The sequence below is a fragment of the Nocardia spumae genome (assembly GCF_020733635.1).
In the GTDB taxonomy this organism is placed as follows: Bacteria; Actinomycetota; Actinomycetes; order Mycobacteriales; family Mycobacteriaceae; genus Nocardia; species Nocardia spumae.
Map to the genome: position 1 here is coordinate 6,408,286 of NZ_JAJFZL010000001.1, position 13,371 is coordinate 6,421,656.

The window sequence follows — 13,371 nt, forward strand, 5'->3', positions numbered from 1 at the left end:
GGCTGGCCGATAAATTGCGTCCATGACGGCCGAAATATGTGACATGCGATTCTAACGGATCAATAACTTCTTGTGCGACCTCTTGGTAACCACCAGTCGTTGACCTGGCTGTTCCAGCCAAACTCAAAGGTCGCGGCGGCCGCCCGGACGTCGCGTGAAGTCTGCCACAATCAGGCAGATCTATCGAGGCGGGTATCGAGGCGAGGCAGGGAGTCATACGGTTGAACGCGAAGCAGGAGTACCGGCCCACCTACCAGACCAGCCTGGTCGACCCCTCGGACTTCTGGCGCAGCGCGGCCGAGGCGATCAGCTGGGACGTTGCGCCCACCCAGATCCTCGACACCACGGCGAAGCCGACGGCACGGTGGTTTCCCGATGCTCGCCTCAACACCTCCTACAACGCCCTCGATCGTCATGTGCGCGATCTCACAGTGGAACCGCCCTCGACAGCTGACGATACCGCCACCGCCACCGAAACGGCCATTTCCGACAAAATGGGCGGTCGCGCGGACCAGCCCGCCCTAATATACGACTCCGCTATGACGGGCACCACACTCGTCTACACCTACGCCGAACTCCTGGCCGAGGTCGCCCAGTTCGCCGGCGCGATGCTGCGACTGGGCGTACGCACCGGCGACCGTGTCGTCATCTATATGCCGATGATCCCCGAGGCGGTGATCGCGATGCTGGCCTGCGCGCGGATCGGCGCCGTGCACTCGGTGGTCTTCGGCGGATTCGCCGCGCACGAACTGGCCGCCCGCATCGACGACGCGGAACCGGTCCTGATCGTGACCGCCTCCGGCGGACTGGAGCCGAACAAGCGAATCGAATATCCGCCGATCGTCCTGCAGGCCCTCGATCAGGTGCGGACCGCCGCGCCCCGCACCGTGGTGGTCAAGCAGCGCGAGGGTTTTCCGACCATCCGGTTCGCCGCACCTCAACCCGCCACCGAAACCCTGCCCGATTCCGCCGCGACCGTCGCCGCCCGCTGGCTGGACTGGGAGGATATGGTCCGCGACGCCGAACCGGCCGATCCGGTCTCGGTGGCGGCCACCGATCCGCTCTACATCCTCTACACCTCCGGCACCACCGGGAAGCCCAAGGGCGTGGTCCGCGACAACGGCGGACATGCCGTCGCCCTGGCATGGTCGATGCGCAACATCTACGACGTCTCCGGTGGTCAGGTCATGCTGACCACCTCCGATATCGGCTGGGTGGTCGGCCACTCCTATATCGTCTACGCCCCGCTGCTGGTCGGCGCGACGACGATCCTCTTCGAAGGCAAACCGATCGGTACGCCGGATTCGGGCACCTACTGGCGGCTGGTCGAGCAGTACGGCGTGCACGTGATGTTCACCGCGCCGACCGCCCTGCGCGCCATCCGCCGCGCCGACCCCGAGGCCGCGCTCGCCCGCCGCCACGACCTGTCCTCGCTGCGGGCACTGTTCTGCGCCGGTGAGCGCCTCGATCCGGCCACCTACGACTGGACCCGCGAGACGGTGCTCGACGGATTGCCCGACTGCCCGGTGGTCGACCACTGGTGGCAGACCGAAACCGGCTGGCCGGTCTGCGCGAATCCGCTGGGACTGCAGGAACTGCCGATCAAACCGGGGTCGGCCTCCGTGCCCGTCCCCGGATATCGGCTGCGGGTGCTCGATTACGAGGGCGATGCGGTCCCCACGGGCTCGGAGGGCAATATCGTGATCGGCCTCCCACTGCCGCCCGGCTCGCTGACCACCCTGTGGCGCGACGACGAACGCTTCATCCGGTCCTATCTGTCGGGCTATCCCGGCCACTATCTGACCGGCGACTCCGGATATTTCGACGAGGACGGCTACCTGTACGTCCTCGGCCGCAGCGACGATGTGATCAATATGGCCGGCCATCGGCTCTCGGCCGGCGGCATCGAGGCGGCGATATCCGGGCATCCGGCCGTCGCCGAGACCGCGGTGATCGGCGTGGCGGACGAGCTCAAGGGGCAGCGCCCCATCGCGTACGTGGTGCTCAAGAACGGTGTGGAGATCGAACTCGCCACGCTGCGCACCGAACTCGTCGCCCGGGTCCGCGATCAGATCGGTGCCATCGCCACGCTGCACGATGTGACGGTGGTGCGCGCCCTGCCGAAGACTCGCTCCGGCAAGATCCTGCGCCGCACGATTCGCCAGATCGCCTCCGGCGAGAGCTGGGAGATGCCGGCGACCATCGAGGATCCGGCGGTCCTGATCGCACTCGAGGACCAATTGCTGGCCGGCACGGATCCGACCGCCGATCCCGCCCCCGACGACGCCACCGATCCGACCGCGACGCCGAACGGCTCGAGTATCGGTTCCTGATATCGCGCTCACCGATTGCGCTCATGGTGTTCTCAGAATCGGTTCATGGGTATCCCAGACTCCGACGATACGGTTCCGGGCACGCAACGTGCCGACGTACAGGGAGAGAGAACATGCGCATTCGCGGAATCGCCGCAACCACCCTGACCATGGCGGGTCTGGCCGCCGGAGCCGCCCTCCTGGTCCCCGCGACCGCCTCCGCCGATCCGACCGGATTGGCTGCGCCACTACTGAATTCGACCTGTAGCTTCGCTCAGGTCGACGCGGCCCTGCACGACAAGGCACCGCAGCTGGCCTCGATCCTCGACGCCAATCCGGATCAGAAGGCCGAACTGAAGGCGAAATTCGATCAGCCGGTGGAACAGCGACGCGCCGAATTCCAGCAGTATCTCGCCGAGCACCCCGACGAAGCCCAGCGCGCCCAGCAGGATCCGCGAGCGGGCGGTATGAGTCAGACCATCCAGGAAGTCGCGGATTCCTGCCACAACTACTGAGCCACCGCTCAGGGACTCGGATGGGCCCGGGCCGCCGCGAACCTCGCCGCGACGGAGCGGCGGCCAAATTACACTGCACACCGTGACGAGCAGCGATACCCCGACGGTGCTGGTGGTCGACGATGACGAGGATGTGCTGTCCTCCGTCGAGCGTGGGCTGCGGCTGTCCGGGTTCCGGGTGGTCATCGCGCGCGACGGGGCCGCCGCGCTGCGCTGTGTGGCCGAGCAGTCACCGGATGCGATCGTGCTCGATATGAACATGCCGGTGCTCGACGGCGCCGGCGTGGTGACCGCGCTGCGGGCGATGGGCAACGAGGTGCCGATCTGCGTGCTCTCGGCGCGCAGCTCGGTCGACGATCGCATCGCCGGACTCGAGTCGGGCGCCGACGACTATCTGGTGAAACCGTTCGTCCTCAAGGAATTGGTGGCCCGGATCCGGGCACTGCTGCGCCGCACCGATAATGCCCCGGCGGCGGCGCCCGGTTCGATCACGGTGGGACCGCTGCACATCGATGTCGCCGGATATCGCGCCCTGCTGAACGGCACCGAAATCGAGCTCACCAAAAGGGAATTCGAACTGCTGTCCACACTGGCCCGCAACGCCGGTGTGGTTCTGAGCCGGGAACGGCTGCTGGAGCTGGTGTGGGGCTACGACTTCGCCGCCGACACCAATGTGGTGGATGTCTTCGTCGGCTATCTGCGCCGCAAACTGGAGTCCGACGGCACCCCGCGCCTGCTGCACACCATTCGCGGGGTCGGCTTCGTCCTGCGGACGCCGAAATGAGCGGCGTCATCCTCGAATTCGCCGTGGTCGCGTCGTCGGCGGCCGCGCACGGACGGCGGGAACACCTATGACGGAAACGGCTCCAGCGCCCCCTCGCCGCCGGTTCCCCCTGCTCCGGCATTCGTATTCGCTGCGCACCCGGGTGGCGGGCGCGGCGGCGCTGGGCGCGATCATCATCACCGCGGTGCTCAGCTGGGTGTCGGTGGTGGCGCTGGGGCGCACCAACCTGGCGCAGGCCGATCAGGAGCTGACCATCGCCTCCCGCATCGTGCTGATGCAGCCGATCATCGCCGTCGGGGTGCTCTCGCTGGTCACGCCGAACAAGGACATGGCCGTGACGGTCCGCGATCACGGCGAGGTCATCGCCTCGACCAGCGTCCGGATCCCGGCGGAGGAACCGGGCTCGCATACGGTCACGATGGAGGGCACGCCGTTTCGCGTGCTCACCACCACCGAGAATCAGCCGGAGGGGCGCACGGTCTCGATCGCGATCCCGCTGACCGACGCCTATCACACCATGTCCGAACAACGCCGGTGGGTGTTGTTCGCGGCCGGTCTCGCGGTGGCCGCCGCGGCCGGGCTGGGCTGGCTCTTCGGCGGCAGCGCCGTCCGGCCGATCCGCGACCTCACCCGGCAGGTCAGCGCGCGCAGCGGGACGAGCAAGGCCGAGGTGCGGGTGGACGGCTCCGGCGTGTGGGAGGCCGAGAAGCTCTCCGACGCGGTGAATTCACTACTCGAACGGGTGCACTACGCCCAGGCCGAAACCGCGGCGGCACTCGAGACCGCTCGCGATTTCGCCGCCGTCTCCGCCCACGAGCTGCGCACTCCGCTCACCGCCATGCGCACCGACCTGGAAGTACTGCGCACACTGGATCTCGACGAGCATCAGCGCGCCGAGATCCTCGACGATCTGCATCGCAGCCAAGGCCGGGTGGAGGCGACCCTGGCGGCGCTGGAACGCCTGGCCGCCGGTGAGCTCACCGACGACCGCGACCATGTGGAAACCGACGTCGGAGATCTGGTGGACCACGCCGCGCACGACGCCATGCGGCACTTCCCCGAACTCACCGTCCGCATCGACACCGATCGCGAACTGGTCACCCGCGGACTGCCGGCCGGGCTGCGGCTGGCCGTCGACAACGCGCTGACCAATTCGGCGCGCCACGGCGGCGCCACCCAGGCACTGGTTTCCGCGCACCGCAGCCCCGGGGGGCGGATTGTCATCTCCGTCGACGACAACGGTGCGGGAATCCCGGCGGCGGAACGGCAACAGGTCTTCGACCGTTTCATCCGCGGCGCCAACGCCACCAAGGGCGGTTCCGGTCTCGGGCTGGCACTGGTCGCGCAGCAGGCCCAATTACACGGTGGTCGAGCCTATTTCGACGACGGCACCCTCGGCGGGGTGCGCCTGGTCTTGGAGCTCCCGGATCGTCCGGTACGGCCCGCGGGCAACGAACACTGAGCCGCCGCAACCGCGTTCCCTCACCGAACCCTCAGATATCCGCCAGTGATTGCGCATTCACCGTCACTACGGTCGAACAGCGTGGCTGGTAAACGTTTTCGCTGGACAGTGCTCACCGCGGTGACCCTCGTGGTCGCCGGCGCGGTATCGGGTGGGGTGATGATTCTCACCCACAGCGAGGACGCACCCGACGATATCGCGATCGTCGATACCGATGCCGGGCCGACGGGCGCGCGGATCGCGCGAGCGCTGGAGTCGGAGGGCACTGCCCGCTGGACCGTGGCCGAACCCGGTGCCAGTGCGGACGATCACGCCGCGGTGATCACCCTGCCGCCCGATCTGAGTTCGTCACTGGCCAGTCTCACCACGGCTCGGCCACATCGTGCGCAGATCACCGTGTCCACCAACGATCGCGCCGATACGGCCGCGGTCGACGATGCGGTCGCCGAGTTGAAGCAGCGGATCGCCGCGGCCGGTGTGGATCAGACCCTGGCCGCCGTGGGTTCCGCGCGCGGCTCGATGCAGCAGGCCGCCTTCACCTCACAGCTGCTCGACGCCGGGGTCCGCACGGCCTCCGATGCCGCGGGCCGGTTCAGCGGCGGCGCGCAGCAGATGGTGGGTTTCCTGGATTCCGCGAAATCCGGTGCGGGCGCGCTGAGCGCGCAGCTCGGGGAGGTGCACACCGCACTCGGACAGGCCCGCGGCCAGGCCGACGAGCTGGGCGGGGCCTTCGATGCGACCGGGCTGACCCTCGGACAGATCAGCACCAGCGCCGCTGCGCTGAGCACCGGCCTGGATCAGGTGCTGCCACTGCTGCGGTCCCTGCCGTTCGCCGCCGACCCGCAACTAGCCGACATCATCGGCACACTCGACGCACTGCGCGGAATCGCCGGTAAGGCCGACGCGCAGCTGGCCGGAGTCACCGAGCTGACCGGCAGCAGTACCGATCCGGACACCGGTATCGGGACCATCCTGCACAATGCCGCTGGACGCCTGACCGCGGCGTCGGTCCAGTTGGACCAGGGCGCGGCACTGGCCGGGCAGATCCCGCAGCTCGCCGATCAGGCGAGCACCCAATTACAGGCGGCACTACAAGCCGTGACGAGCGGCGTCACCCAGATGCGCCAGATTTCGACGAATCTGACAGATCAGACCGGTAAGGCCTTGACCGCGCTACCGGCCGGCAGTACGTCCCAGCAGTCGGTGCTGGCGACGAATCTGTCGCATCCCGTCGACGTCGTCCGGCAATGACCGGGCGACGACGCCGACGCGACACCTCGATCAGGCGACGTTGATCAGATCGATGATGAAGACCAGCGTCTTGCCCGACAGCGGGTGGCCGGCGCCCTCGGGGCCGTAGGCCAGCTCCGGCGGAATGGTCAGCTGCCGGCGGCCGCCGACCTTCATTCCCGGAATACCCTCCTGCCAGCCCTCGATCAGGCCGCGCAGCGGGAAGGTGATGGATTCGCCGCGATTCCAGGACGAATCGAATTCCTCGCCGGAGTCGTATTCGACACCCACGTAGTGCACCTCGACGGTGCCACCGGGCGCCGCCTCGGCTCCCTCACCCTCGACCAGATCCTTGATAACCAGCGTGGCGGGCGCGGGGCCTTCCTGGAACTCGACTTCCGGCTTGGTCATGCGTCCTCTTCCGTTTCGATGGGCAAATCGTTCTGTTGATAAACCAATAAAGAGTTCACCATAGCGTTGCCGGCCAAACCGTGTTCTGAACGACAGTTGAATCGGCCGGTTCCGGGTCGAGAAGGCAGGATAGATGGCCGTGGCCTACGTGATCGATATCGCCGACCCCGGCGACCCGCGCGTCGCGGACTTCCGTGACCTGAACTCGGCGGATCGCCGCCCTGATCTGCCCGGCGGAAAAGGCCTGGTCATCGCCGAGGGCGTGGTGGTCGTCCAACGCATGCTGAGCTCGCGATTCCAGCCGTTCGCGCTGCTCGGAGTCGGTCGGCGATTCGATCAGCTCGCTCCCGACCTCGCCGGTGTGGATATCCCGTACTACCGCGCGGACGCGCGGGTGATGGCCGAGATCGTCGGTTTCCACCTCAATCGCGGGGTCCTCGCCGCGGCGTACCGGCCACCGGAACTACTGCCGGAGGAGATCCTGTCCACGGCACGTACGGTCGCGGTGCTCGAGGGTGTCAACGACCACGAGAACATCGGATCCATCTTCCGCAACGCCGCCGGGCTCGGCGCCGACGCGGTGCTGTTCGGCGACCGCTGCGCCGACCCCCTGTACCGGCGCGCGGTCCGGGTGTCGATGGGGCATGCGCTGCGAGTGCCGTTCGCCGCGCTGCCGACCTGGCCCGATGGACTGCACACCCTGCGTGAACAGGGTTTTCGGATCATCGCCCTGACGCCGAATCCGGAAGCGGTGAATCTGGCGACCGCGATGACCGGCGAGCGGGTAGCTCTGCTGCTCGGCGCGGAGGGCCCGGGCCTGACCGAGGCGGCCATGCGCGCCACCGATATTCGCGCCCGGGTTCCGATGACACCCGGCACCGATTCGCTGAATGTCGCTACCGCGGCGGCGATGGCCTTCTACGAGAGGGTGCGGACGTCGTGAATCAACCGACCGCGCGGCCGGACGGTCCTACCGGCGAACCGACCCCGTGGGCGGCGGGCATCGCCGTCTCCGTCTTCGTCGCGGCGCTCACCGCGGCCGGGGTGTATTCCTTCGGCGTCGCGCTGGCGCATGTGCACTGGACCCTCGCGGTGGCGGTGAACCTGGTGGCCGCGGCCGGCACCGCACCGACCGCCTGGCGCTGGCGCCACACCCCGGTGACCCGCTGGGTCCTGGCCGGGCTCGGTGCCGGCGTTCTCCTCGGCTGGCTGATCCTGCTGGTCGTCGCTGTCGCGCACTAGCTCTCGTGGTGGTCACAGCACTCGGTCACGCCCGCGCAGCCAGCCGAACCAGCGCTTACTCGCCGGCGCGGGCACCGCGAGTTCGGGCGGCACCGTATCCGGGGCCTGGCCTGTGGGATAGAGGCTGAAGCCGCAGACGGCGATCTCGTCGGGACGCACCATGGCCGTGGAAGCGGCGTCGCGATAACCGAATCCGAGCCATTGTTCATTGGCGGCATCGGCGAATTCGGGCGCGTCGAACGGCAGGATCTGCGGGTCGGGGAAATCTCCGGGGCGGAGTCGAACCGGATGATCACCGGCCCAGTACGAGCGCTCCCACACCAGCGGCAGCCCCTCGTCCTCGACGATGTGCACCCGGGTGGCGCTGAAGGCGCGCCGGAATTCCCCGCGTTCCCAATGCGCGAACGCACCCCAGCCCAGCGGCGCGTCATAGGCGACCAGGTAGGTGTGTTCGGACGCGAGGGGCCGAATCAGCAGTTCGGGCAGGGTCGTCGGATGGCTGCGCGCCGCCTGCACCGTGCAGACCACGGTGACGCCGGGAAAACATCCGATGTACATCGTGCCGGGATCCGGTCCGGCCCAGACCTTCAGCGAGCCGGAGGCGGCCGGGACGACATCGTGATCGGGATTGAGCTGTTTGGCCAGCGCGAACGCGGCCTCGGGGTCGGGATCGGGGTGCGCACGCAGTACGGCTGCCGGATCGGGGTCGTCGACGTACCAGATCGACGAGGCAGTGGACGGCACCTGCGACACCTCCCGAGCTCGAACGGGTAAGCGTGGTTACTTTCGAGCAACTCGCAGGAAGCGGACCACATCCGCTACCGCGGCCTGCTCACAGCGCACCGAGGCGAATCGGGCGCATAGCAAAAATCTACTCCCCCAACAGCAGAAACAGTGACGCTTCGGGCACCACCGCGCGTGTCAAGGCCGCTTTCCCGACGGTTCGACGCCATTCCGCCTGTCCGGGAGACCTCGGCCGGAAACGAATTCGCGGCGGAGACTTGAAGTCTCCGCCGCGAAGGGTGTATCGCCGATCGAATTCCGGTATCGGAACCCCGTTCTCGGAAATTCAGTGACCCGAGCTCCGCACGCCGAGCAGTACGTCCTCCCACGACGGCATCGGCGCCTTCCCGCGCTTGGCCCGCGCGGACTTCTGCGCCGCCGGCTTGGGCTCGGCCTTCCCGCCCGCACCGCCGGATGCGGACTTGGCGGCCGGGGCCGTCTCCGGTTCCGCCGGCGTGGGGGCCGGAGCAGGAGTGGGCTCGGGCGCCGGGGCCGGTGCCGCCGGTGGCGCGGGTTCGGTCGGCGCCGCCGGGGCGGGCGGGGCCGCGGCAGCGGGCACCGCGGGGGTGCTCGGCGCGGCGCCGGCACCCGAGGGGTTGGCCACCGCACCCTTGGCGCTGACCGGGACCGCGGTACCGCCGACGGCGGCCCGCTGCTCGTAGTACTCCTCGAGGCCCGCCTGCGCCGTCTCCACCGAGGCGGAGGTCTGCACAGGTGCGGCGGGGGCGGGATCCACCACCGGGCCGGGCTCGGGCGCCGGTTCCGGCAGGATGGTGGCCAGTCCGCGCAGGGCCCGCCCGAAGTCGGGATCGATCAGATCCGAGGCCGGGTCGTCGAGCGGCATGACCGAACCACCGTGCGCATCGGGCTGGTAGCGCCAATGTGCGGCGATCACCGAACGACCCGCCTGCCACTGCAATTGGGCCACCCAGTAGTTCTTCTCGTCCTTCCAGGCATCCCACTCGGCGATGTCGATATTGTGCCCACGCTCGGCGAAGGCGGCCGAGACGACCTCGATCAGCGTCTCCACCGCGGGACCGTCCTTGCGCACCGGATGCGCCTTCTGCGCCAGTTCGGCGGCGCGCGCCCGCTCGAGCAGGACCGGGTAGGCGAAGCGCTCCACCCGGCTCGCCGGCATACCGGACTCTTCGGTGACCTGTTCCACGGACGCACCGGCACGGATACGGGCCTGGATATCGCGAGGACGCATGGTCGCCTCCGTTTCGATCTCGATCTGGCCGAATCGGGCAAGGTCTCCACGCGCGGCGGCACGCAGCTTCTCGTCGGCGGCGAGCCGGTACTTCTGACCGGTCTCGGCATCGACGCACACGATGTGCGCGGAATCGGGCGTCAATCCGATCACTCGAAGTTCACGCACCGTTACCTCCTTATCGCTGCGTCGATCACAGCTGCGCCGAGCACCAACCAGCTCGCGACACCGCCCACGTTCTGGAACAGTAGTGCACTTCTGAGATTCGTGTGGCAGACACGCGGCACTGAAATCTACCGCCGCCATGGCGGAGACGGCTAATCTGCTGTGTTCTCGTTCGCGCCGCACCGAGTCCCGGCAAACTTCCAGCATGAGTTCGGTTGGCGCACACCACAACAGCGTAGACGCGAGAGCCGCGGAATTCCCGGAGGAATTCCGCGGCTCTCGAACCTTTTTTCGGCGTCGCTCAGCCGAGCTGCTGCACCACCCAGTCGATGCTGCGAGTGAGCTGCGAGATGTCCTCGGGGTCGATCGCCGGGAACATACCCACGCGCAGCTGGTTGCGGCCCAGCTTGCGGTAGGGCTCGGTATCGACGATGCCGTTGGCGCGCAGAATCTTTGCCACCTGCGCGGCATCCACCGACGGGTCGAAGTCGACGGTGCCGACAACCTGCGAGCGATGCGCCGGATCGGCCACGAACGGCGTGGCGTAGGAGCTGGACTCGGCCCACGAATACAGCCGCGACGAGGAATCGAGCGTGCGCTTGACGGTCCAGTCCAGCCCGCCGTTGTTGTTCATCCACTCGATCTGGTCGGCGAACAACAACAGGGTGGCCAGTGCCGGGGTGTTGTAGGTCTGATCCTTGGTGCTGTTGTCGACCGCGATCGGCAGCGACAGGAATTCGGGGGTGTAGCGGCCCGAATCCTTGATCTCGGCGACGCGCTCGAGCGCCTTGGGGCTCATCAGCGCGATCCACAGCCCACCGTCGGCGGCGAAGCACTTCTGCGGCGCGAAGTAGTAGACGTCGGCATCGGCGATGTTCACCGGCAGACCGCCCGCGCCGGAGGTGGCGTCGATGGCGACCAGGGCGTTCTCGGAGCCCGCCGGACGCTGCACCGGAACCGCCACACCGGTGGAGGTCTCGTTGTGCGCCCACGCGATCACGTCGGCGGCCGGGTCGGAAACCGGTTCGGGCGCGGTGCCGGGATCGGTGGAGACCACGATCGGATCGCCGATGAACGGGTTGTTCTTGGCCACCGTCGCGAACTTGGCGGAGAACTCACCGTAGGTGAGGTGCAGCGACCGCTCCCGGATCAGGCCGAAGGCCGCGGCATCCCAGAACGCGGTGGTGCCGCCGTTGCCGAGGACGACCTCGTAGCCGTCCGGCAGGGAGAACAGGTCGCGCAGGCCGCCGCGTACGCGCGCCACGACATCCTTGACCGGCTTCTGACGGTGGCTGGTGCCCATCACGGAGGCGCCGACCTCGACCAGGGAGCGCAGCTGTTCGGGGCGGACCTTGGACGGGCCGCAGCCGAACCGTCCGTCGGCGGGCTTCAGATCGTCGGGAATGCTCGGAAAGGCAGCGGTCATGGCCTCAAGCCTAGAGCGTGATGTGGGTCTCGCACGTGGGTGGGTCGGATTGCCCGAGCGGGCCGGACGGGTCGGCCGGGACCCGCGTATACGTCCGTATCGCCGTGCCGGTGCATACCTGCCCGTTACCGTTGAGCAATGAGCATGGCAGGGCAGGACGGCCCGGGCGCCACGGCGGCGCCCGCCGCCGTGGCGGCACCGGAACTCGGCGTCGGCGCACCGAGGCCGGACAGGCCGCGCCGGGGCGGGCCGCCGGCACTTCGCGCCCGCCTGTGGAAATTCTTGGAGTCCCGCGGAATCATCCTGCGTACGGGCATACTCTCGATCGGTCAACGGCACGAGCTGCTGATCCGGGGGCGTAGCGGAACCGCGACCGTGCTGGGTGTGCGACTGTCTCGTGCGGTGCCCGCGACGGGTGCGCAGAATCCCTGCTACCGGATCTGGGTGCGAGTACAGCCGGACGATCTTCCGTCCTATGAGACGCGGGTGCGGCAACGGGTGAGCGACGCCGATCTGGAATTCATGCGGCCGGGCGATGTCATCGGGTGCCGGATCGATCCGGGCGATCCGGACCGGGTGGTGCTGTATGTGCCGGGCGCCGCCGAGGCGACCCGGGTCAGTATCACCAAGATCCTGTCCTCGGGCAGGCGTGCCGATGCCACCGTGCTCGCCGCCACCCCGATCGCCGCGGACTACTCCGGACGCGACGATCCGCTGCTGCGACTGGACCTGGAATTACGTGCCTGGGACGAACCGGATCCCTGGCGGGTGCGCATCGTGCAGGCGGTGCCGCTGCCGGCGATCGAACTGGTCGATCTGGGGCGCCACCTCGAGGTCGCCTTCTTCGCGGTGGACCGGGGTGAGTCGGTGGCCGTGGACTGGGAGGCCTCCGCCGAACCGTGAGCGCGACGCCCGCTCAGGGCAGTTTGACGAATTCGTAACCGCGCGAACGCAATACCGGCAGCACGACCGACATCCCCTCGGCGGTACCGGATTTCGGGCGGTGCATATGCGCGATCGAGATGGAGCCCGGCTGCGCCTGCGCCATCGCGGTGCGAACCTGCGCGGCCGTATAGGTGGCACCGGCATCGCCGTTGATACTGAAACCGACCGGCTGCTCCCCCAGCTCCCGCACGATGGCCACCGAGAGATCGTCGTAGTGCGCGGTGCCCGCGCGGAAGAACCGCGGCGGACGCCCCAGCAGCTGGGTCAGCCGTTCGTGGTTGCCCCACACCTCGTCGACGGCCTCCTGCGGGGACCGGGTGCCGGTGATGCCGTAGGCCGCGTGGCCGGTGACCGACAGCGGGCAGTGCCGGGTGCCGTGATTGGCCAGTTCGAACAGCGGATCGGCGGCCAGCCGCGCGGCACGGGCCGGATCGGCATCGATCCAGCGCTTGTTCAGGAACAGGGTCGCCGGAATCCGATGGGTGACGAGATAATCCATCAGTTCGGTATTGATCTCGTCGTTGTTCGGGCCGCCGCACGCGTCGAAGGTCAGCGCCATCTGCTTACCTTGCGCCGGAACGGTGGTGATGATGCCGGGCAGATCCATCCCCCACCCGGTGGGCTGCCGTCCGGCGTAGCGGGCGGCGACCGCGACGGGATCGGGCCGCGGCGGTAGCGCGGCGGTGACGGGGGCGGCGGTGGCCGCCACCGGCTTCGGCGCCGGCGTCGTCGAGATCCGGGCCGCCGCGGTGATCGTAACCTGCGATTTCCCCTCTGCCACAGCACATCCGGAGGCCGTGAATCCGGCCGCCACTGCCGCTCCCGCGATCAAAATGCGACGCCGTGACAGTCCTGCACCACCCACGCGAGCAGATGCTACGGGACA

Annotated in this window: 13 protein-coding genes; 8 read left to right on the plus strand and 5 right to left on the minus strand. The window is 68.3% G+C overall.

Annotated features, from left to right (window positions below):
- The first annotated feature begins 221 nt into the window (after window positions 1-221).
- From LKD76_RS28490 to LKD76_RS28510, 5 genes are all read left to right on the plus strand, one after another.
- Window positions 222-2,333, plus strand: a complete 2,112-nt coding sequence (locus LKD76_RS28490; RefSeq protein WP_227984473.1) for an AMP-binding protein — start codon at window positions 222-224, stop codon at window positions 2,331-2,333.
- Between the two features lie 113 nt (window positions 2,334-2,446).
- Window positions 2,447-2,827, plus strand: coding sequence for a hemophore-related protein (locus LKD76_RS28495; protein WP_227984474.1), 381 nt, complete (start codon window positions 2,447-2,449; stop codon window positions 2,825-2,827).
- 82 nt (window positions 2,828-2,909) lie between these two features.
- Window positions 2,910-3,611, plus strand: a complete 702-nt coding sequence (locus LKD76_RS28500) for a response regulator transcription factor (RefSeq protein WP_372465943.1) — start codon at window positions 2,910-2,912, stop codon at window positions 3,609-3,611.
- Window positions 3,612-3,678: 67 nt separating this feature from the next.
- A complete protein-coding gene (locus tag LKD76_RS28505) occupies window positions 3,679-5,073 on the plus strand; it encodes a sensor histidine kinase (protein ID WP_227984475.1) in 1,395 nt (464 codons plus the stop codon).
- Window positions 5,074-5,154: 81 nt separating this feature from the next.
- A complete protein-coding gene (locus LKD76_RS28510) occupies window positions 5,155-6,324 on the plus strand; it encodes a YhgE/Pip domain-containing protein (protein ID WP_227984476.1) in 1,170 nt (389 codons plus the stop codon).
- 30 nt (window positions 6,325-6,354) lie between these two features.
- On the opposite strand, the gene LKD76_RS28515 is transcribed toward LKD76_RS28510, so the two are convergent.
- Complete coding sequence (locus LKD76_RS28515) at window positions 6,355-6,714, minus strand: FKBP-type peptidyl-prolyl cis-trans isomerase (RefSeq protein WP_227984477.1); 360 nt, start codon at window positions 6,712-6,714, stop codon at window positions 6,355-6,357.
- Between the two features lie 139 nt (window positions 6,715-6,853).
- On the opposite strand from LKD76_RS28515, the gene LKD76_RS28520 reads away from it, so the two are divergent.
- Both LKD76_RS28520 and LKD76_RS28525 read left to right on the plus strand, forming a co-directional pair.
- Window positions 6,854-7,657 (plus strand): TrmH family RNA methyltransferase, encoded by an 804-nt coding sequence (locus LKD76_RS28520; RefSeq protein WP_227985441.1) that lies wholly within the window; start codon window positions 6,854-6,856, stop codon window positions 7,655-7,657.
- Window positions 7,654-7,956: a DUF2537 domain-containing protein gene (locus LKD76_RS28525; protein ID WP_227984478.1), complete on the plus strand. Its 303-nt coding sequence runs from the start codon at window positions 7,654-7,656 to the stop codon at window positions 7,954-7,956. The genes LKD76_RS28520 and LKD76_RS28525 overlap by 4 nt, the downstream gene beginning before the upstream one ends.
- Before the next feature lie 12 nt (window positions 7,957-7,968).
- Here the strand turns inward: LKD76_RS28525 and LKD76_RS28530 are convergent, their stop codons facing one another.
- From LKD76_RS28530 to serC, 3 genes are all read right to left on the minus strand, one after another.
- Window positions 7,969-8,700 carry a DUF6928 family protein gene (locus LKD76_RS28530; RefSeq protein ID WP_227984479.1) on the minus strand — a complete coding sequence of 244 codons (732 nt, stop codon included), beginning with the start codon at window positions 8,698-8,700 and terminating at the stop codon, window positions 7,969-7,971.
- 325 nt (window positions 8,701-9,025) lie between these two features.
- Entirely contained in the window at window positions 9,026-10,117 is a 1,092-nt protein-coding gene (sepH, locus tag LKD76_RS28535; RefSeq protein WP_227984480.1) for a septation protein SepH, read from the minus strand.
- 298 nt (window positions 10,118-10,415) lie between these two features.
- On the minus strand, window positions 10,416-11,540 hold the full coding sequence (gene serC, locus LKD76_RS28540) for a phosphoserine transaminase (RefSeq protein WP_227984481.1): 1,125 nt from the start codon (window positions 11,538-11,540) through the stop codon (window positions 10,416-10,418).
- Between the two features lie 138 nt (window positions 11,541-11,678).
- Between serC and LKD76_RS28545 the strand changes: the two genes are divergently transcribed.
- Window positions 11,679-12,443 carry a hypothetical protein gene (locus LKD76_RS28545; protein WP_227984482.1) on the plus strand — a complete coding sequence of 255 codons (765 nt, stop codon included), beginning with the start codon at window positions 11,679-11,681 and terminating at the stop codon, window positions 12,441-12,443.
- Between the two features lie 13 nt (window positions 12,444-12,456).
- Here LKD76_RS28545 and LKD76_RS28550 read toward each other — a convergent pair whose 3' ends face one another.
- A complete protein-coding gene (locus LKD76_RS28550) occupies window positions 12,457-13,266 on the minus strand; it encodes a polysaccharide deacetylase family protein (protein ID WP_227984483.1) in 810 nt (269 codons plus the stop codon).
- Window positions 13,267-13,371 lie beyond the last annotated feature (105 nt).